The organism is Nocardioides sp. P5_E3 (assembly GCF_054049275.1).
Window position 1 is genome coordinate 19,515 of record NZ_JBFUMR010000041.1, and the last position, 18,952, is coordinate 38,466.

Here is an 18,952-nt window from a genome sequence, read left to right on the forward strand (position 1 = left end):
CTCCGACCGGGCGGCAGCACGTGGATGGTCCCGGGAGCGACGCGCTGCTGCGTGCAGGGCGGTTCTTCACGCGCTGGGAGGAGTCCGACGACGGACGCGCGGTGTTCCGGGAGGGCGGCCGCGCGGGTGACGTCTTCTACCGGGACAGGTGGAGCCACGACAAGGTGGTGCGCTCGACCCACGGGGTGAACTGCACCGGCTCGTGCTCGTGGAAGGTCTACGTCAAGGACGGGATCATCACCTGGGAGAGCCAGCAGACGGACTACCCCTCGGTCGGCCCCGACCGTCCGGAGTACGAGCCCCGCGGATGTCCGCGGGGCGCTGCGTTCTCCTGGTACACCTACTCGCCGACACGGGTGCGCTACCCGTACGCGCGCGGCGTGCTGGTCGAGATGTTCCGCGAGGCACGAGAACGCCTCGGTGACCCCGTGCTGGCGTGGGGCGAGATCGTCGGCGACCCGGACAAGCGCCGCCGCTACCAACGCGCCCGGGGCAAGGGCGGCCTGGTGCGGGTCAGCTGGACCGACGCGATCGACATGGTCGCGGCCGCGCACGTCCACACGATCAAGCACCACGGCCCGGACCGGTGCACCGGCTTCTCGCCGATCCCGGCCATGTCGATGGTGTCGCACTGCGTCGGCACCCGTTTCGTCCAGCTCATCGGCGGCGTGATGACGTCGTTCTACGACTGGTACGCCGACCTGCCGGTCGCGAGCCCCCAGGTCTTCGGCGACCAGACCGACGTCCCGGAGTCCGGTGACTGGTGGGATGCGACCTACCTGATGATGTGGGGCTCCAACGTCCCCGTCACCCGCACGCCGGACGCGCACTGGATGGCCGAGGTCCGCTACCGCGGCACCAAGGTCGTCACCGTCAGCCCCGACTACGCCGACAACACCAAGTTCGCCGACGAGTGGATGCCCGCCCAGGCCGGCACCGACGCGGCCCTGGCGATGGCCATGGGTCACGTGCTGCTCAAGGAGTTCTTCGTCGAGCGCCGCACGCCGTTCTTCGTCGACTACGTGCAGCAGTACACCGACCTGCCCTTCCTGGTCCGCCTCGACGAGCATGACGGTGCCGAGTCCGGGCCCGGCCTGGTGCCCGGCAAGTTCCTCACCGCCCAGGACCTCGGGCGCACGGCCGACGAGGACCGGTGGAAGACCGTGCTCCTCGACGGCGTGACCGGGGAGCCGGTGGTGCCCAACGGGTCGATGGGCTTCCGCTACGCGGAGTCCGGTGTCGGGAAGTGGAACCTCGACCTCGAGGGCGTCTCGCCGGTGCTCACGCTGGCCGGCGACGGTAGCGAAGCGGTCGAGGTGCTGCTGCCGGCCTTCGTCGACGCCGACGGGTCCGGCTCGGTGCTGCGCCGAGGCGTGCCGGCTCGCCGCGTGGGCGACCACCTGGTGACCACGGTCTTCGACCTGATGCTGGCCCAGTACGGCGTCGCCCGTGACGGCCTGCCGGGGGAGTGGCCGACCGGCTACGACGACGCGGAGACGCCGTACACACCGGCCTGGCAGGCCGAGCGGACGAAGGTGCCGGCCGAGCAGTGCATCCGCATCGCACGCGAGTTCGCCCGCAACTCCGAGGAGTCGGGCGGCCGATCCATGATCATCATGGGCGCCGGCATCTGCCAGTGGTTCCACGGCGATGCGACCTACCGGGCGATCCTGTCGCTGCTCATCCTCACCGGCTCGATGGGCCGCAACGGCGGTGGCTGGGCCCACTACGTCGGGCAGGAGAAGTGCCGCCCGATCACCGGGTGGATCTCGCTGGCCAACGGCCTGGACTGGAGCCGCCCACCGCGGACCATGACCGGTACGTCGTTCTGGTACATGCACACCGGCCAGTGGCGCACCGACGGCTACTCCGCCGACTCGCTGGGCTCGCCGCTGGCCAAGGGCCACCTGAGCGGCATGCACACCGCCGACACGATCGCCGAGTCGGCCGCGCGGGGGTGGATGCCGTTCTACCCGCAGTTCGACCAGAACCCGATGGACGTGGCCGACGCCGCGACCGCGGCGGTCGAGGCCGGTGAGGCCGCCACCCCGGCGGCGTACGTCGCCGACGCGCTGGACCGCGGCGACCTCAAGCCGGCCATCGCGGACGTCGACGCACCGGAGTCGTGGCCGCGCACGCTCGTGCTGTGGCGCTCCAACCTGTTCGGCTCGAGCGCCAAGGGCAACGAGTACTTCCTGAAGAACCTCCTCGGCACCCACTCCAACCTCCTGGGCACCGACGGCGAGGGCGGGGAGAACCCCGAGACCCCGCGCCCCTCCAGGGTCGCCTGGCACGAGGACCCGCCCGAGGGGAAGCTCGACCTCCTGGTGAGCGCCGACTTCCGGATGACGTCGACGACGCTGCTCTCCGACGTCGTGCTGCCCGCGGCGACCTGGTACGAGAAGCACGACCTGTCCTCGACCGACATGCACCCGTTCGTGCACGCGTTCAGTCCGGCGATCGACCCGCCGTGGGAGGCGCGCACCGACTTCGAGGCCTTCCACGCCCTCGCCCGGCGGCTCTCCGAGCTGGCCGAGGACCACCTCGGCACGCGCAAGGACCTGGTGAGCGTCCCGCTGCAGCACGACACCCCGGGTGAGACACCGCTCGACCCCGACCACACCCGCCCGGTGTACCAAGTGGTCGAGCGCGACTACACCGCGATCGCCGACAAGCTCGCCAGCATCGGGCCGCTCGCCGACTCCCTGGGCTTCACGGTCAAGAACGTCACCTTCGACGTCGGCGAGCAGGTGGAGGCGCTGGGCCACAGCAACGGCGTCATGTCCCACGGAGCCGGCGCCGGTCGCCCGGCCATCGACACCGACAAGAAGATGGCCGAGGCCATCCTGCGCCTCTCCGGCACGACCAACGGCGCGCTCGCCGTGCAGGGATTCAAGACGCTCGAGAAGCGGGTCGGGAAGAAGCTGCACGACCTGGCCGAGGGGTCGGAGGAGAAGCGGATCAGCTTCGCCGACACCCAGGCGGCGCCGGTGCCGGTGATCACCTCGCCGGAGTGGTCCGGCTCGGAGACCGGCGGACGTCGCTACGCCCCGTTCACCGTCAACATCGAGCGCCTCAAGCCGTTCCACACGCTGACCGGCCGCATGCACTTCTACCTCGACCACGACTGGATGACCGACCTCGGCGAGGCCCTCCCGACCTACCGGCCTCCGCTGGACATGCAACGGCTCTTCGGCGAGCCGGCGCTGGGCCCGGACGGGGCGTTGCAGATCACGGTGCGCTACCTGACGCCGCACTCGAAGTGGTCCATCCACTCCGAGTACCAGGACAACCTGTTCATGCTGTCGCTGAGCCGCGGCGGGCCCACCGTCTGGATGAGCCCCCAGGACGCCGGCGCGATCGACGTGCACGACAACGACTGGGTCGAGGCCACCAACGCCAACGGTGTCCTCGTGGCCCGGGCGATCGTCAGCCACCGGATGCCGCAGGGCGTGGTCTACGTCCACCACGCGCAGGAGCGCACCATCGACGTCCCGAAGTCGGAGGCCACCGGGCGGCGTGGCGGCATCCACAACTCGGTGACCCGGCTGCTGGTCAAGCCCACGCACCTCATCGGCGGCTACGCACAGCTGTCCTACACGTTCAACTACCTCGGCCCCACCGGCAACCAGCGCGACATGGTCTCCACGATCCGCAAGCGGTCCCAGGAGGTGACCTACTGATGCGAGTGATGGCCCAGATGGGCATGGTGATGAACCTCGACAAGTGCATCGGCTGCCAGACCTGCTCGGTCACCTGCAAGCAGGCGTGGACCAACCGGGCCGGGACCGAGTACATCTGGTTCAACAACGTCGAGACCCGACCCGGGCAGGGCTACCCGCGCCGCCACGAGGACCAGGAGCAGTGGAAGGGCGGCTGGGAGCTCGACAAGCGGGGTCGCCTGCAGCTCAGGACCGGCGGACGCCTCAAGCGCCTGCTGTCGATCTTCGCCAGCCCGGTCCAGCCCGAGCTCGGCGACTACTACGAGCCGTGGACCTACGACTACAAGACCCTCGTCGAGGCGCCCCTGGGCGACGACTTCCCGGTGGCCCGCCCGAAGTCGCTCATCACCGGCGAGGACACGAAGGTCACGTGGTCGGCCAACTGGGACGACAACCTCGCGGGCGCCTCCGAGATGGGGCACCTCGACCCGATCGTCCAACGGATCCGGCGCGAGTCCGAGGACAAGATCAAGTTCGAGTTCGAGCAGACGTTCATGTTCTACCTGCCCCGGATCTGCGAGCACTGCCTCAACCCGGCCTGCATGGCGTCCTGCCCGTCGGGCGCGATCTACAAGCGCTCCGAGGACGGCATCGTGCTGGTCGACCAGGACCGCTGCCGCGGCTGGCGCCAGTGCATCACCGGCTGCCCGTACAAGAAGATCTACTTCAACCACAAGTCCGGCAAGGCCGAGAAGTGCACGTTCTGCTACCCCCGCATCGAGGTCGGCATCCCGACCGTGTGCTCGGAGACGTGCGTGGGCCGGCTGCGCTACCTCGGGCTGTTCCTGTACGACGCCGACCAGGTCACGGCGGCGGCGTCGGTGCCCGACGACCGGGACCTCTACGAGGCCCAGATGGACCTCATCCTCGACCCGGAGGACCCCGTCGTCATCGCGGCCGCACGGGAGGAGGGCATCCCGGAGGACTGGCTGGACGCCGCACGGCGATCCCCGGTCTACGCACTGGCGAAGAAGTACCGCGTCGCGCTGCCGCTGCACCCGGAGTACCGCACGATGCCGATGGTCTGGTACGTCCCGCCGCTGTCGCCGGTCGTCGACCTGCTCACCGAGCAGGGCCACGACGCCGAGGACAGCGACGTCCTCTTCGGTGCCATCGAGGCGCTGCGGATCCCGGTCGAGTACCTCGCCGAGCTCTTCACCGCCGGGGACACCGAGGTCATCGACGGCGTGCTGCGCAAGCTCGCCGCCATGCGCGCCTACATGCGCGGACTCAACCTCGGCCGCGAGCCCGACGCCTCCATCCCCGCCGCGGTGGGGATGAGCGAGGAGTCGCTCTACGAGATGTACCGCCTCATGGCCATCGCCAAGTACGACGAGCGCTACGTCATCCCGAAGGCCCACGTCGAGCAGGCCCACGACCTCGAGGAGCTGGGCTGCTCCCTGGACTTCGACGAGGGTCCCGGCATGTACGACTCCGGTCCGTTCGGCGAGGCCAGCGGTCGACCGGTGCCGGTGGCGGTCGAGAACTTCCACGCCCTCAAGCAGCGCCAGACCACCGACGCACCGGCCGGTGACGAGGAGCTGCGCGGCCGGGTCAACCTGCTCAACTGGGACGGCAACGGCGCCCCACCGGGCCTGTTCCCGCCCAAGCGCGCCGACCAGCGCGAGGACGAGCCGCGATGATGCTCCGACTCGGCAGGTCCGAGCGGACAGCACGGCAGCGGCGGCGCGTCGTACGGCAGGCCGCGTCGTGGTGCCTGTCCTACCCCGACGAGGTCCTCGTCGAGCGGGTCCCGGTGCTCCGGACGGCTCTGGCCGAGCAGGACGTGACGCACCTCGACGCGCTGCTCGACGAGCTCGAGACGATCCCTCTCGGCGAGCTGCAGCGCCGCTACGTCGACGTCTTCGACATCTCGCGCCGCCATGCGCTCTACCTGTCCTACTGGACCGACGGTGACACCCGTCGCCGCGGCGAGGTGCTGGGCACCTTCAAGGCGGTCTACCGAGCCAGTGGGTTCCTCGTCGACACGGCAGGCGAGCTGCCCGACTTCCTGCCGATGGTGCTGGAGTTCGCGGCGGTGGCTGATCCGGAGGCGGGGGAGAGGCTGCTCCGGGAGTACCGCCCCAGCCTCGAGCTGCTCCGCATCGGTCTCGAGGAGGAGCGGGGCGGGCAGGCCACCACGTACGCCGCCGTGGTGGCTGCCGTGTGCGCGACCCTGCCGGGGGAGTCACCCGCCGACCGTGCCGCCGTCCAGGCGATGGTCGGTCCGCCTCCGATGGAGACGGTCGGCCTCGAGCCCTACCTCGGACACGACGACCCGCGGCTACTGCCGCTCTCGCAGATCGGAGGGCGTTGATGGACGTCCTGCTGTGGGGCGTGCTGCCCTACCTCGTCATCGCCACGCTGGTGCTCGGCACCATCTGGCGCTACCGCTACGACAAGTTCGGCTGGACCACCCGCTCCTCCCAGCTCTACGAGTCGCGACTGCTGAGGATCGGGTCGCCGCTCTTCCACTTCGGCATCCTCGTCGTCTTCATCGGGCACGTCGGGGGTCTCGTCATCCCCGAGTCCTGGACCGAGGCCGTCGGAGTGACCGAGGGCATCTACCACTTCAACGCCCTCCTCTTCGGCGGGATCGCCGGCTTCTGCACCCTGGCCGGCATCCTCATCCTGGTCGTCCGACGTCGCCTCACCGGTCCGGTCTTCATGGCCACCACGGTCAACGACAAGGTCATGTACGTCCTGCTCGTGGGCGCCATCACGCTCGGCCTGTGGACCACCCTGGTCGCCGTCGGCGCCGGGCACGAGGCCCACAACTACCGCGAGACCGTGTCCCCGTGGTTCCGCTCCATCTGGCTGCTGCAGCCCGACGTCGACGCCATGGCGGCCGCGCCGATCCAGTTCCACGCCCACGTCCTGGTCGCGATGCTGCTGTTCGCGGCGTGGCCCTTCACGCGGCTCGTGCACGCCTTCACCGCACCGGTCCACTACCTGTTCCGGCCCTACATCGTCTACCGCAGCCGCGACGCCCGTACGCCGGCGCCCACCGGCCGGCCCCGCGCCGGCTGGAGCCCGGTCGGCACGCCCGACCGTGACAGGAGCACACGATGACGGACTCCGCTGCCGTCCTGCCGGACATCAAGCAGGGACAGGCGAAGAACCTCGCGCTGGCCACGCTCGCCTTCACGATCAGCTTCTGGGCGTGGAACATGATCGCGCCGCTCGGTGTGCGCTACACCGAGGAGCTGGGGCTGACCTCCGGCCAGAAGTCGCTGCTCGTCGCGACGCCGGTGCTGGTGGGCTCCCTCGGCCGGATCCTCGCGGGTGCGCTGACCGACCGGTTCGGCGGCAGGCTGATGTTCACCGTGCTGCTCGTGGCGACGTCGCCGTTCGTGCTGCTGGTGGCGTTCGCGGGCGACCAGGGGTCCTACGGCCTGCTGCTGCTCTTCGGCTTCTTCCTCGGCATCGGCGGCACGACCTTCGCTGTCGGCATCCCCTTCGTCAACGCGTGGTTCGGTGCCGACCGGCGTGGCTTCGCCACCGGCGTCTTCGGCGCCGGCATGGGTGGCACGGCGCTGTCGTCGTTCTTCACGCCCCGGTTCGTGAACTGGTTCGGCTACAACGTGACCCACGTGATCATCGCGGTCGCCCTGGTGGTCGTCGCCCTCATCGTCTGGTCGGCGATGCGCGACTCGCCGCAGTGGGCGCCCAACACCGACCCGGTCGTCCCCAAGCTCGTCGCCGCGGCGAAGCTGCCGGTGACCTGGCAGATGTCCTTCCTGTACGCCGTGGCCTTCGGCGGGTTCGTCGCCTTCTCGACCTACCTGCCCACCTACCTCAAGGACGTCTACTCCTTCGACCTCACCCAGGCCGGCACGCGCACCGCCGGGTTCGCCATCGCCGCAGTGATCGCCCGGCCCGTCGGTGGGGTCCTGGCCGACAAGGTCGGTCCCCGCGCCGTCGCCATCACCTCCTTCGCCGGTGCAGCCGTCATGGCGATCGTGGTCGCGCTCCAGCCTGCGCCCGAGGTGCCCGCCGGCCTGGCGTTCGTGGTGCTCGCGGCGTTCCTCGGTCTCGGCACGGGCGGCGTGTTCGCCTGGGTCGCCGCGCTGGCACCTCGCGAACGTGTCGGCAGCGTGTCCGGCCTGGTCGGGGCCGCCGGTGGTCTCGGCGGGTTCTTCCCGCCGCTCGTGATGGGTGCGACGTACAACGAGGCCGACCACAGCTACACGGTCGGACTGATCCTCCTGTGCGTGACCGCAGTGGTGGCGCTGCTGTTCACGGCGTTCGGCATCCGGAAACGGCCCACCGCCTGAGGCACGAGTCACCCTTCTCAGGTGACCCGTCCGGGCGTGGGCAGGCCTAGCGTGCGAGTGGCCTCGTGCGAGCTTGCACCGGGGCCACGTAGTGGAGGAGATGTCATGGCAGTCGCACCGAGCATGGGCAAGCGCCTCGCGGCCGAGTTCCTCGGCACCTTCGTCCTCGTCTTCGGCGGGTGCGGGACGGCCGTCCTGGCCACCACCAACACGGACGTCGGCGTCGGGTGGCTCGGAGTCGCCCTCGCCTTCGGCCTGACCGTCCTCACGATGGCGTACGCCGTCGGCCACATCTCGGGCGGCCACTTCAACCCCGCTGTCACCCTCGGCGCGGCGGCGGGCGGTCGGATCCCGTGGAAGGAGACACCCTTCTACATCGCCACCCAGGTGGTCGCCGGGATCGCGGCCGGCGCCGTCCTGCTCGTCGTGGCCAACGGGCTGGACGGGTTCTCCGCGCAGGAGAGCGGCTTCGCCTCGAACGGCTACGGGGATCGCTCACCCATGGGCTACAACCTGCTCGCGTGCCTGGTCATCGAGGTGCTGCTGACCGCGGTCTTCCTGTGGGTGATCCTCGGGGCCACCGACAGCCGCGCTCCCAAGGGGCTCGCGCCCCTGGCCATCGGCCTCAGTCTGACCCTGATCCACCTGATCAGCATCCCGGTGACGAACACGTCGGTGAACCCGGCGCGGTCGATCGGCGTCGGCCTGTTCGCCGGCAGTGACGCGATCGCACAGCTGTGGCTGTTCATCCTCGCGCCCGCCGTCGGCGGCCTCATCGCCGGTCTCAGCTACGCGACGCTTCTCGGGGACGACGACGCCGTCAGCCTCCCCGAAGCCATGGAGACCTGACCGGGCCCGTCGCTCGCTCGGTCCGACGAGAGACCTGAGTGGTGGCGCCCGTTCCCTGACGGCGGCGTGTCGGATGACCACAAGTCCCGGCGCACCGCTCGCACGCCGCGGGGAGCCTCGTCGTACCCACGAGTTGTGGTCGTCCGACACGCCGAGGGACCCGGTCCCACCTGCCGCCGGGCTACTTCTCGGCGGCCTTCTCCTCAGCCTCGGCCTCCTTGGCTGCGGCCTTGATGTCCTCGGCCGCCACCTTGTCGACCGTCCGCTCCACGACCGCATCGGCCAGGGCGAGCGCCTCGCGGATCTTCACCGCCCTGGGGTCGGAGACGAGAGCCACGATTCCGGAATGGCCGGGTGCGATCGAGTCCTGCAGGTCCTCGGCCAGCTCGTGGCGATGCCGTAGCTGGCGGATCTTGCCGGCAGCGGCGCCGGTCGAGCCCAGGACGGCCGCGCTTCCCAGGATCGAGGGCGGGAAGATGATCCCGAGCGCGATGCCGCCGACGAGTCCCCACCGGAGCCCGGACCGGGTGCTGTGGTCGGTGGACTTCTGGATGTCCAGCTGTCCGTCCTCACCGCGYTTGACCACGACGACGCCTTCGATGGCGACAGTGCGACCGTCCTCGACCGACTTCAGGTCTTCATAGGCACTCCATGCTGACTCGGTGTCCGCGTAGTCGGCGACGACGAGGGCGTAGGCCCCGTCCGTCACGCCGGTGACGATGTCGGCATCGGGKCCGTCCGGGCCCTGGTTCTCCGTCATGACTGCTCCTTGCTTCGTTCCGAGGTGCTTGGCTGGTGGGTCGCTCCAGGCGGCGATCGCGCCCGTCCGATCGCTGTGCCGCCGGGCGACCTGCATGGTGGCTGGGCTCACCTCGACGATCGTGGCAGCCAGGACCGTGCGGAGGGTCACCCGCTCCGGGCGAACGCGGACGGCACGTTCCGGCGCGGCTCATCGCGCAGTCCCTCTCCGTCGAGGGCTACGCCCAGGTCGTCCAGGTCATGTCACTGGAGCACGTCCTGCGCGAGCTCACCGACGCGGACCGCGAAGCGCTTCGGTGGGGTGAAGGGTCAGCCCTTGGCCGGCGTCGCGTATCCGGTCCATGTCCCGTCCCACCTGTTCGGGCTTGAGCCGCAGGAGGAACGCCTCGACGAGACTTCCGCCTCGAGGGTCCGGTGACCCTCGTCGAGTTCGACAGCACCGAGGACGACGCCAACCACGTCCACTGTGTGTGGCGCGACCCGACCAACGACTTCGGTGTCGACATCCTGGCGCAGCACCGGGCGGCCCAGCACGGCTCCTGAGGCGCTGGGCCGGGGCCTCGACGACGTCAGTGCGCCTCCTCCACCGAGCGGGAGTCGGTGAGGGTGAAGGCTCCCCAGCCGGCGACCAGCCCGACGATCACCGCGAGGGCGGCGTAGATCACCTGCTCGCCGTGGAAGAACGAGGCGACCAGGTCGCTGCTCCACGCGCCCGCCGGGAGGGTCGAGGTGACGAGGGCAGCGATCAGGGTGCCGACGACGGCGGTGCCGACGCTGGTGCCGACCTCCTGTGCGGTGTCGTTGAGCGCGGTGCCGATCGAGGTGCGGTTGGGGGGCATCGCGTCGACGAGCGCCACGGCGCAGATCGTCATCACGGTGCGCAGCCCGACCGTGAACGTGACCAGGAAGACGGCGATCGCGGCGTAGCCGTGGTCGACGCCCCACGAGAGGCCGGCGAGCGAGCCGGCGAGCAGCCCGGCCCCGATGAGGCAGGCGATCCGGTGGCCGAAGCGCTTGCCGAGTCCCTCGGAGATCGGCGTGGCGAGGATCATCGTGAGGATGAGCGGGAGGTTCGCCAGGCCGGCCTTCATCGGGCTCCAGCCGTAGGCGTACTGGTAGTGCAGGATCAGCCCGAACATCACCCCAGCCATCGCGATGGACGTGCCGACCTGCGCGATAGCCGCGCCACGGACGGTGCCGTGGGCGAACAGCCCCAGGTCGAGCATCGGCTGGGCCGTACGACGCTCGTGCCGGACGAACGCGGCCAGCGCGAGCAGCGCACCGACGGCCGACCCGACGGTCACGAGCGAGGTCCAGCCGTGCTCGACGCCGCTGGTGAGCGTGTAGCAGCCGAGGCCGATCGCGGCGATGCTGAAGACGGCGCCGAGGAGGTCGAGCCGGTCGGTCGTGAGGTCCCCCGGGCGGTCGGCCGCGACACCGGTCCGCACGCCGATCCAGGCGATGAGGGCGATCGGAGCGTTGACGACGAGCAGCCACTCCCAGCTCACGTGTGCGAGGACGGAGCCGCCGAGCACCGGGCCGAGGATGAAGCCGCTCATCCCGACGACGATCATCAGCGTCATCGCGCGCATCCGCAGGGCCTGGTCGTCGAAGAGCCGGAAGACCAGCGAGTTCGTGATCGGCGCCATGGCGGCGGCTGTGAGGCCGAGCGCGGCGCGCAGCGCGATGAGCTCGCCGGCTGTCTGCACGAGCACGACGAGGAGGCTGATGGTTCCGAAGGCCGCCAGGCCGACGAGCAGGACGCGGCGACGGCCGATCCGGTCGGCCATCGAGCCGGCCGTGAGGAGCAGGCCGCCGAAGGTGAGGGAGTAGGCGCCCGTGACCCACTGGAGCGCGGTGATGCCGCTGCCCAGGTCGCGGCCGATGGTCGGCAACGCGATCGTGAGCAGCGTGTTGTCGACCATCTCGACGAAGAACGCCAGGCAGAGCGCGAACAGCGGGATCCACGCCGCCCGGAGGGAGGAGTAGGTACGGGCCGGCGCGGGCTGGACGGTGAGAGCAGTCATGGGAGGCACCTCCTTGAAAGGGTGGCTGTGGGTGTCAGTTGTCGGTCCGAGGATCGAACGCTGTACTATTGTCGTACAACGTTCGATAACATAGAACACCGTTCGATGGTTCGGCAAGACCACGACGGCCGACGAGGTGATGGGATGGGTCACATGGCTGGCAAGAGAGCCGGAGGCCACGCGCGCTCCGCACCCGGACGACCCGACGAGCACGTACGCCCCCAGCGCGGCGGAGGCCGCGAGGCGCGGGAGGCGGGGCAGGGTGGAGGTCGCCGTCGCGCCACGCATTCGATGGAGGCCGTGATCTCCGAGGCGGTCGCCCTGCTCGACGAGGCCGGCGACTCTGCGCTGACCTTCCGCGCCCTCGCCGCGCGGCTCGGCGGGGGAGCGGCGAGCATCTACTGGTACGTCTCCAACAAGGACGAGCTGCTCGACCGGGCAAGCGACCACATCGTCGCCCAGGTGCTCGCCGACACCGCAGGCTTCCACGGCTCCGAGGACCCGATCGACGACCTACGCGGGATCGCGGTGACCCTCTTCGAGGCCATCGCCGACCGGCCCTGGCTCGGCGCCTACTTCATGCGCGACACCGAGGTGCAGCCGAACGCACTCGCCCTCTATGAACGCCTCGGCCAGCAGGTCCTCCGGCTCGACCTCACTCCCAAGCAGTCCTTCCACGCAGTCTCGGCGGTCATGGGGTTCGTCGTGGGGATCGCCGCCGACCTCGGCCAGAAGCCGCCGGCGGAGGTGGCCGAAAGTTCCGTCGAGCGAGACGAGCACGTCGAGCGCTTCGCCGACCAGTGGCGCGCCCTCGACCCCGCCGAGTACCCGTTCGTGCACCACATCGCCGAGGAGTTCGCGAGCCACGACGACACCGAGCAGTTTCGCGCCGGCCTCGACCTGCTGCTCGCCGGGCTGCGACTCCAAGCCGGCTGACTGCGACCTGGCCCCTAGTGGCTTGCCCGTTGGAGCCAGTAGTACTCCATGCCACCTCCATGCCACAGGACAACTGAAAACGTCCCAAGACAACCGAAGGTGTCTTGGGACGTTTTCGCAGGTCAGGCGCGGTTCAGAGGGCGAACCCGCTGGTCAGCGCTGAGCGTGGCTCAGATGTCGTAGTAGAGCTCGAACTCGTGCGGGTGCGGGCGCTGCTGGACCGGCGCGATCTCCTGGGTCCGCTTGAAGTGGATCCACGTCTCGATCAGGTCGTCGGTGAAGACACCGCCGGCCGTCAGGTAGTCGTGGTCCGCCTCGAGGGCCTCGAGCACCGCGTCGAGGCTGGTCGGCACCTGGTTGATGTCGGCCATCTCGTCCGGCGGCAGCTCGTAGATGTCCTTGTCGATCGGCGCTGCGGGCTCGGTCTTGTTCTGGATGCCGTCGAGACCGGCGAGCATCATGGCCGCGAAGGCGAGGTAGGGGTTGGCCGACGGGTCGGGGAAGCGGGCCTCGACGCGCTTGGCCTTCGGGTTGGCACCCGTGATCGGGATGCGCACCGAGGCGGAGCGGTTGCGCGAGGAGTAGACCAGCGAGATCGGCGCCTCGAACCCGGGCACGAGGCGGTGGTACGAGTTCACGGTCGGGTTGGTGAACGCGAGCAGCGACGGGGCGTGCTCGAGGATGCCGCCGATGTACCAGCGGGCCATGTCGGACAGGCCGGCGTAGCCGGTCTCGTCGAAGAACAGCGGGTCGCCGTCCTTCCACAGCGAGGAGTGGATGTGCATGCCCGAGCCGTTGTCGCCGAAGATGGGCTTCGGCATGAAGGTGACCGACTTGCCCTGCTCCCAGGCGGTGTTCTTGATGAGGTACTTGAACTTCATCACGTCGTCCGCTGCCTTGAGCAGCGTGTCGAAGCGGTAGTTGATCTCCGCCTGGCCGGCGGTGCCGACCTCGTGGTGGGCACGCTCGACGTGCAGTCCGCACGCCTCGAGGTTCTTGACCATGTCGGCGCGCAGGTCGCTGTAGTGGTCGTACGGCTCGACGGGGAAGTAGCCGCCCTTGAGGCGGGTCTTGTAGCCCTTGTTCTGGCCGTCGTCCTTGCCGGAGTTCCACCAGCCCTCGACGGAGTCGATGTGGTAGTACCCCTCGTTCACGCCCGTGCTGTAGCGGACGTTGTCGAAGATGTAGAACTCCGCCTCGGGAGCGAAGTAGGCGGTGTCCGCGATGCCGGTGGAGTCGAGGTACGCCAGCGCCTTGCGCGCGATGTTGCGCGGGTCGCGGCTGTAGGCCTCACCGGTGATCGGGTCGTGGATGAAGAAGTTGACGTTGAGGGTCTTGCTGCGCCGGAACGGGTCGAGGTACGCCGTGGTCGGGTCCGGGAAGAGCGCCATGTCGGACTCGTTGATCGCCTGGAAGCCGCGGATCGACGAGCCGTCGAAGCCGAGGCCGTCGTCGAAGACGGTCTGGTCGAAGGAGGAGGCCGGGACCGTGAAGTGCTGCATCACGCCCGGCAGGTCGCAGAAGCGGACGTCGATCATCTCGACGCCCTCGTCCTTGATGAACTTCAGGAGCTCATCGGAGTTGTTGAACATTCGGTTCCTCCTTGACGGCGGCGCGCGCACGTCGAGTTTGCAGCGTTCGGGAGCGGAGCCTCGTTGCACCGTGCCGCCACGCTAGGTGGGAGCAGTTTCAAGACCGTATCCCGTTTGTTTCGCCCGTGTTACGGGTGACCGGTCGCTGGGCCGTCCCCGGACGCCTCCTAGGGTGGTCGCGTGACCAGCGCTGTAACACCGGAGCTCGCGGCGGCCTCGTGGGGACGGCGCATCCTGGCGCTGTTCGTCGACTGGGTGGCCTGCCTCGCGGTCGTCGAGGGCCTGGTGGCGGTCGACGTCCTCGGGGGCAACCCCAACGGCCTCGGCACGCTGACGCTCTTCGTCCTCGAGTCGGCCCTGTTCACCACGCTGGCCAGCGGGTCGTTCGGCAAGCTCGCCACCCGGCTGCGGGTCGTCCGGAACGACGGCTCCGGCCAGCCGGTCTCGCTGCTGCGGTCCCTGGGTCGTTCCGTGCTCGTCGCGCTGCTCGTGCCGCCTCTGCTGACCTTCGACGGTCGCGGGCTCCACGACGTCGCGGCCGGCACCCGCACCGTCACGCTCTGACGTCGGTCTCGTGACGGGCGCAGGGCGCCCTCCTCGACCAGTGGGTCGAGCGGTCAGCGGCCGCGCTGCTGCGAGCGCATGCCCTTCATCGAGGTCGGCACCGGTCCCTTGGGGAGCGGCAGCTTGCCGCGCTGGGCGTCGAGGGCCTTGAGGCGCTGGAGGATGTCGGTCATCTCGGCGGGCTTGACGTTGCGGCCGAGCTTCTGGACGTGCTTGACCAGCTTGGGCAGCGGGACCTCGCCCTCGCCGCGGCCGCAGACGACCTCGTGGATCGGGACGCCGTAGGCGACGCGCTCGTGCTTCTTGCGCTCGTTCGCGAGCAGCTGCTTGACCCGGCTCGGGCTCGAGCCCTCGCCGACCAGGACGATTCCCGGCGGGCCGACGACGCGGTGCACGACGTCCTGCTGCTTGGTGAAGCCGACGACCGGGTCGACCTTCCAGCCGCGGCGCAGCATCTGCAGGGCTCCCGCCCCGGCGGCCGGCTGGCCTTCCATCTGGGTGTACGCCGCCTTCTGGGCGCGGCGACCGAAGACGAGCAGTGCGAAGAGCGCACCGATCAGGAGCGCGCCGACGACCGACATGATCCAGCCGATCATCCCGTCGCCCGGCAGCACCCACATGAGCGCGAAGCCGAGGGCGGCGCCGAGCACGAACACGCCCATCACGATCAGGCCGATGCGCGGGTCGCTCCGCTTGGCCATCTGGTAGGTCTGCATGATCTGCCCGCGGCGCGAGCTGGGCGTGGTGGCGGGGGTCGACATGAGGTGGCCTTGTCCGGTCAGGTGTTGAACAGGTGCTGGTGCGGGTTCAGATGAAGGTGGTGCTGGTGCTGGGTCAGACGGCGGCAGCGGCGCGCGCGTCCATCGCCTGACCGTACAGCCGACCGGCGCGGTAGGACGAGCGGACCAGCGGACCCGAGAGCGCTCCGGCGAAGCCGATCTCGTCGGCCTCGGCCTTGAGCTCGACGAACTCCTCGGGCTTGACCCAGCGCTCGACGGGGTGGTGGCGGGGGGAGGGGCGGAGGTACTGGGTGATGGTGATCAGCTCACAGCCGGCCTCGTGGAGGTCGCGCAGCGCCTGGCTGACCTCCTCGCGGGTCTCGCCCATGCCGAGGATCAGGTTGGACTTGGTCACCAGGCCGAAGTCACGCGCCTGGGTGATCACGTCGAGCGAGCGGTCGTAGCGGAACGCGGGGCGGATCCGCTTGAAGATCCGGGGGACCGTCTCCACGTTGTGGGCGAGCACCTCGGGACGGCTCTCGAAGACCTCCTGGAGGAGGTCGGGCTTGCCGTTGAAGTCGGGGATCAGGTTCTCGACGCCGGTTCCGGGGTTGAGCTCGTGGATCACCCGGACGGTCTCGGCGTACAGCCAGGCGCCACCGTCGGGCAGGTCGTCGCGGGCGACGCCGGTGATGGTGGCGTACTTGAGCTGCATCTTCTGCACGGACTCCGCGACGCGGCGCGGCTCGTCGCGGTCGAGCGGCTGCGGCTTGCCGGTGTCGATCTGGCAGAAGTCGCAGCGGCGGGTGCACTGGTCCCCGCCGATGAGGAAGGTGGCTTCCTTGTCCTCCCAGCACTCGAAGATGTTGGGGCAGCCCGCCGACTGGCAGACCGTGTGGAGCCCCTCGGACTTCACGAGGTTCTGCAGGGAGGTGTACTCCGGTCCCATCTTGGCCCGGGTCTTGATCCACTCCGGCTTGCGTTCGATCGGGGTCTCCGCGTTGCGGATCTCCAGTCGGAGAAGCTTGCGTCCTTCGGGTGCGGGAGCGGTCGTCACACGCGCCACTCTACGACGGTGCCCCGAGCGTCCCCAATCAGCATCCGGTCAGCATCCGGGGCACTCAGGTCGAGGCGTCGACGTAGTCGGGCTCGGTGGACTCGAGCCGCTCGTGCGCCGTCGTACGACCCTTGCCGCGGCCGCGCTCGACGGAGCCGAACGCGGCGGCCAGGCCGAACTCCGTCATGTTGCCGTAGAGGGACTCCACGCGGTCGGCCGGGACGACGTAGGTCTCGTGGAAGATGCCGACGTCGCCCGTCGCGGCGGACTCCTTGTTGAACGCGCGCCACGCGGGCGCGTGCGACAGGGAGGCGTCGCGGGCGAAGGCGCCGAGCTCCTCGGCGCTGCGCCAGTACTGGATGGTGACGAGCGTGCGTCCACCGAACAGCGAGTGCGCGCCGAGCAGCCCGCGGTCGCTTCCCGCGAGCTCCCGGAGCATCCGCGGCATGCCGGTGAACACGGGCCACCAGCTGCGCACGCGGCGCAGCCGGTTGATCCGCATGCCGATGACGAAGACGACGACGTCGTCGACCTGCGGGTCGGCGACGTACTGGCCGCCGCGAACTCCTGCGGGGGCGCGTCCGGGCGCCGGGGCATAGGCGCGGGGGACACGCCGGGTGGTGGAGCCGGCCATGGCGGCCTCCTTGGATAGTGTTACTGTCTTGTACGACAGTGACACTATCCATGACGTGGGTCAAGGGGGACGAGCGTGCGGATGTCCGAGCTCTCGGAGCGGACCGGCGTGCCGGTGCCGACGATCAAGTACTACCTCCGCGAGGGGCTGCTCCCCGAGGGCGAGAAGCGGACGCCGCGGCTCACCGACTACGGCGAGCAGCACGTACGACGTCTGGAGCTGCTGCGGATCCTGCGCGACGCGGGCGACGTGCCCGTCGAGGGCCTCAAGCGCCTCGTCGCCGCGACGGAGACGCAGGGGACCGTGCACGACCTCTTCGCGGTGGCAGCCGACGCGCTCGCACCCACCCCGCCCCCGGCGTCCGCCGACCCGTCGCGGGCGCAGGCGCGGGAGATCGCCGACGCGATCATCGACCAGGCGGGCTGGGACCGCGTGCGCACCGACTCGGTCGACCGTGACAACCTCGCGGCGACCTTGGAGCTGGTGGCGTCCTTCGACACCCATCCCCGCGGTCCCGGCGAGATCGCGCCCTACGTCGCGCTGGCCGACCAGCTCGCGCGCCACGAGATCGCCAACCTCGACGACCGCAAGGACCGCGTCGGCCTGCTCGAGGAGATGATCGTCGGGCAGGTCGTCTTCGCGACCGTGCTCACCACGCTGCGGCGGCTCGCCGAGGAGCACCACTCCCACGAGCGGTTCGGGGAGGACCGGCGCGACTGACGCACCGGTCCGCGCGGGTCACGCGCCCGGTCGCACCAGCTCGATGCGGGGGCCGCGGCCCGGCTCGGGACGGGCGTCGTAGTCGGGGGTGGCGTCGTAGGGCTGCCAGGCGAGGTACGTCGCCAGGTGCCGGCGCACGCTCGGCAGCACGTCGTCGATGGTGACGTCGCGACCGAGCTCCCGCGAGAGCGAGGTGACGCCGGCGTCGGCGATGCCGCACGGGACGAAGCGGTCGTACCAGCCCAGGTCGACGTCGCAGTTGAGGGCGAAGCCGTGCATCGTGACGCCCCGGCTGACCCGGATCCCGATCGCAGCGACCTTGCGCTCGGGGCCGCGCTCGTCCTCGCGCAGCCACACGCCGCTGCGGCCCGGGATGCGGGCGGTGGTGACGCCCAGGTCGGTGCAGACCGCGATGAGCGCCTCCTCGACCCGGCGCACGTAGTCGACGACCTTGACGTGGTCGGGCAGCTGGACGATCGGGTAGCCGACGAGCTGGCCGGGGCCGTGGAAGGTGATCTTGCCGCCGCGGTCGACGTCGATCACCGCCGCGCCACCCGGGTCGAGCGGCCGCTCGTGCGGCTCGGTGCGCTTGCCGGCGGTGAAGACGGGCGGGTGCTCGAGCAGCAGCACGGTGTCGGCCCGCGAGCCCGCGACGACCTCCTCGTGCACCCGGCGCTGGAGGTCCCAGGCGGCCAGGTAGTCGACGGCGTCGTCGCCGAGACCGGCGACCTCGACGTCGAGCGCGTGCGTGGCGATCTGGTCCGACGACATGGCCCCGAGCGTACGCCGCTGGGCCGCTCGCCTCGCTGCGGGGCGACGCTGCGTCATGCGGATCGGCACTCATGCGCTCGGGTTCGGATGACGCAGGGGAGGGGGGACGTGCGGGCGCCTGTGGATGACGCCTGCAGCCGGCCGGGGATTCGGCGAGGGTGGCGGGGTGGACCCGCGACGCATGCTCCCCGCGCTCACCGCCGCCGCCTGCGCGCTGGTGGTGGCGACGCTCGTGGTCGTCGTGGCGCGACCCGACCCGGCGCCGCCGCGCCCCCGTCTGGCGAGCCCGGCGTCGTCCCCGTCCGCGCCACAGCCCGCCCGGTCC

At 70.1% G+C, this 18,952-nt stretch carries 16 protein-coding genes and 1 pseudogene; 10 read left to right on the forward strand and 7 right to left on the reverse strand.

Annotated elements, in window-relative coordinates:
• Window positions 1-20: 20 nt before the first annotated feature.
• From ACXJKB_RS20650 to aqpZ, 6 genes are all read left to right on the forward strand, one after another.
• A complete protein-coding gene (locus tag ACXJKB_RS20650; RefSeq protein ID WP_457191742.1) occupies window positions 21-3,683 on the forward strand; it encodes a nitrate reductase subunit alpha in 3,663 nt (1,220 codons plus the stop codon).
• Window positions 3,683-5,365: a nitrate reductase subunit beta gene (gene narH, locus ACXJKB_RS20655; RefSeq protein WP_457191744.1), complete on the forward strand. Its 1,683-nt coding sequence runs from the start codon at window positions 3,683-3,685 to the stop codon at window positions 5,363-5,365. The genes ACXJKB_RS20650 and narH overlap by 1 nt, the downstream gene beginning before the upstream one ends.
• A complete protein-coding gene (narJ, locus tag ACXJKB_RS20660) occupies window positions 5,362-6,039 on the forward strand; it encodes a nitrate reductase molybdenum cofactor assembly chaperone (protein ID WP_457191746.1) in 678 nt (225 codons plus the stop codon). The genes narH and narJ overlap by 4 nt, the downstream gene beginning before the upstream one ends.
• Window positions 6,039-6,794 (forward strand): respiratory nitrate reductase subunit gamma, encoded by a 756-nt coding sequence (gene narI, locus ACXJKB_RS20665; RefSeq protein ID WP_457191748.1) that lies wholly within the window; start codon window positions 6,039-6,041, stop codon window positions 6,792-6,794. The genes narJ and narI overlap by 1 nt, the downstream gene beginning before the upstream one ends.
• The gene (locus ACXJKB_RS20670; protein WP_457191750.1) at window positions 6,791-7,999 is read left to right on the forward strand and encodes an MFS transporter; all 1,209 of its coding nucleotides are present in this window, start codon (window positions 6,791-6,793) and stop codon (window positions 7,997-7,999) included. The genes narI and ACXJKB_RS20670 overlap by 4 nt, the downstream gene beginning before the upstream one ends.
• 105 nt (window positions 8,000-8,104) lie before the next feature.
• On the forward strand, window positions 8,105-8,848 hold the full coding sequence (gene aqpZ / locus ACXJKB_RS20675; protein WP_457191752.1) for an aquaporin Z: 744 nt from the start codon (window positions 8,105-8,107) through the stop codon (window positions 8,846-8,848).
• A gap of 181 nt (window positions 8,849-9,029) precedes the next feature.
• On the opposite strand, the gene ACXJKB_RS20680 is transcribed toward aqpZ, so the two are convergent.
• Entirely contained in the window at window positions 9,030-9,608 is a 579-nt protein-coding gene (locus ACXJKB_RS20680) for a DUF1269 domain-containing protein (protein ID WP_457191754.1), read from the reverse strand.
• 407 nt (window positions 9,609-10,015) lie between these two features.
• On the opposite strand from ACXJKB_RS20680, the pseudogene ACXJKB_RS20685 reads away from it, so the two are divergent.
• A pseudogene (locus ACXJKB_RS20685) lies at window positions 10,016-10,150 on the forward strand (DUF3500 domain-containing protein); the annotation flags it as partial.
• A 26-nt stretch (window positions 10,151-10,176) separates the two neighbouring features.
• On the opposite strand, the gene ACXJKB_RS20690 reads toward ACXJKB_RS20685, so the two are convergent.
• A complete protein-coding gene (locus ACXJKB_RS20690; RefSeq protein WP_457191756.1) occupies window positions 10,177-11,634 on the reverse strand; it encodes an MFS transporter in 1,458 nt (485 codons plus the stop codon).
• 153 nt (window positions 11,635-11,787) lie between these two features.
• Between ACXJKB_RS20690 and ACXJKB_RS20695 the strand changes: the two genes are divergently transcribed.
• On the forward strand, window positions 11,788-12,570 hold the full coding sequence (locus tag ACXJKB_RS20695) for a TetR/AcrR family transcriptional regulator (protein ID WP_457191758.1): 783 nt from the start codon (window positions 11,788-11,790) through the stop codon (window positions 12,568-12,570).
• Between the two features lie 170 nt (window positions 12,571-12,740).
• On the opposite strand, the gene glnA is transcribed toward ACXJKB_RS20695, so the two are convergent.
• A complete protein-coding gene (gene glnA, locus ACXJKB_RS20700) occupies window positions 12,741-14,162 on the reverse strand; it encodes a type I glutamate--ammonia ligase (protein ID WP_457191760.1) in 1,422 nt (473 codons plus the stop codon).
• 180 nt (window positions 14,163-14,342) lie between these two features.
• Here glnA and ACXJKB_RS20705 point away from each other — a divergent pair, with 180 nt between their 5' ends.
• The gene (locus ACXJKB_RS20705; protein WP_457191762.1) at window positions 14,343-14,726 is read left to right on the forward strand and encodes an RDD family protein; all 384 of its coding nucleotides are present in this window, start codon (window positions 14,343-14,345) and stop codon (window positions 14,724-14,726) included.
• Window positions 14,727-14,779: 53 nt separating this feature from the next.
• Here the strand turns inward: ACXJKB_RS20705 and ACXJKB_RS20710 are convergent, their stop codons facing one another.
• The 3 genes from ACXJKB_RS20710 to ACXJKB_RS20720 all read right to left on the reverse strand — a co-directional run bounded on the left by ACXJKB_RS20710 (window position 14,780) and on the right by ACXJKB_RS20720 (window position 17,136).
• On the reverse strand, window positions 14,780-15,487 hold the full coding sequence (locus tag ACXJKB_RS20710; RefSeq protein ID WP_300052572.1) for a DUF4191 domain-containing protein: 708 nt from the start codon (window positions 15,485-15,487) through the stop codon (window positions 14,780-14,782).
• A gap of 73 nt (window positions 15,488-15,560) precedes the next feature.
• Window positions 15,561-16,502: a lipoyl synthase gene (gene lipA / locus ACXJKB_RS20715; protein WP_191195920.1), complete on the reverse strand. Its 942-nt coding sequence runs from the start codon at window positions 16,500-16,502 to the stop codon at window positions 15,561-15,563.
• Window positions 16,503-16,566: 64 nt separating this feature from the next.
• Complete coding sequence (locus tag ACXJKB_RS20720) at window positions 16,567-17,136, reverse strand: DUF4188 domain-containing protein (protein WP_457191764.1); 570 nt, start codon at window positions 17,134-17,136, stop codon at window positions 16,567-16,569.
• Between the two features lie 81 nt (window positions 17,137-17,217).
• On the opposite strand from ACXJKB_RS20720, the gene ACXJKB_RS20725 reads away from it, so the two are divergent.
• A complete protein-coding gene (locus ACXJKB_RS20725; RefSeq protein WP_457191766.1) occupies window positions 17,218-17,856 on the forward strand; it encodes a MerR family transcriptional regulator in 639 nt (212 codons plus the stop codon).
• An 18-nt stretch (window positions 17,857-17,874) separates the two neighbouring features.
• Here ACXJKB_RS20725 and lipB read toward each other — a convergent pair whose 3' ends face one another.
• Window positions 17,875-18,627 (reverse strand): lipoyl(octanoyl) transferase LipB, encoded by a 753-nt coding sequence (gene lipB / locus ACXJKB_RS20730; RefSeq protein ID WP_457191768.1) that lies wholly within the window; start codon window positions 18,625-18,627, stop codon window positions 17,875-17,877.
• Window positions 18,628-18,952 lie beyond the last annotated feature (325 nt).

Coding starts and splice junctions, on each gene's coding strand:
- narH (WP_457191744.1), top strand. CDS start 3,683: ATGCGAGTGATGGCCCAGATGGGCATGGTGATGAACCTCGACAAGTGC.
- narJ (WP_457191746.1), top strand. CDS start 5,362: ATGATGCTCCGACTCGGCAGGTCCGAGCGGACAGCACGGCAGCGGCGG.
- narI (WP_457191748.1), top strand. CDS start 6,039: ATGGACGTCCTGCTGTGGGGCGTGCTGCCCTACCTCGTCATCGCCACG.
- ACXJKB_RS20670 (WP_457191750.1), top strand. CDS start 6,791: ATGACGGACTCCGCTGCCGTCCTGCCGGACATCAAGCAGGGACAGGCG.
- aqpZ (WP_457191752.1), top strand. CDS start 8,105: ATGGCAGTCGCACCGAGCATGGGCAAGCGCCTCGCGGCCGAGTTCCTC.
- ACXJKB_RS20690 (WP_457191756.1), bottom strand. CDS start 11,634: ATGACTGCTCTCACCGTCCAGCCCGCGCCGGCCCGTACCTACTCCTCC.
- ACXJKB_RS20695 (WP_457191758.1), top strand. CDS start 11,788: ATGGCTGGCAAGAGAGCCGGAGGCCACGCGCGCTCCGCACCCGGACGA.
- glnA (WP_457191760.1), bottom strand. CDS start 14,162: ATGTTCAACAACTCCGATGAGCTCCTGAAGTTCATCAAGGACGAGGGC.
- ACXJKB_RS20710 (WP_300052572.1), bottom strand. CDS start 15,487: ATGTCGACCCCCGCCACCACGCCCAGCTCGCGCCGCGGGCAGATCATG.
- ACXJKB_RS20720 (WP_457191764.1), bottom strand. CDS start 17,136: ATGGCCGGCTCCACCACCCGGCGTGTCCCCCGCGCCTATGCCCCGGCG.
- ACXJKB_RS20725 (WP_457191766.1), top strand. CDS start 17,218: ATGTCCGAGCTCTCGGAGCGGACCGGCGTGCCGGTGCCGACGATCAAG.
- lipB (WP_457191768.1), bottom strand. CDS start 18,627: ATGTCGTCGGACCAGATCGCCACGCACGCGCTCGACGTCGAGGTCGCC.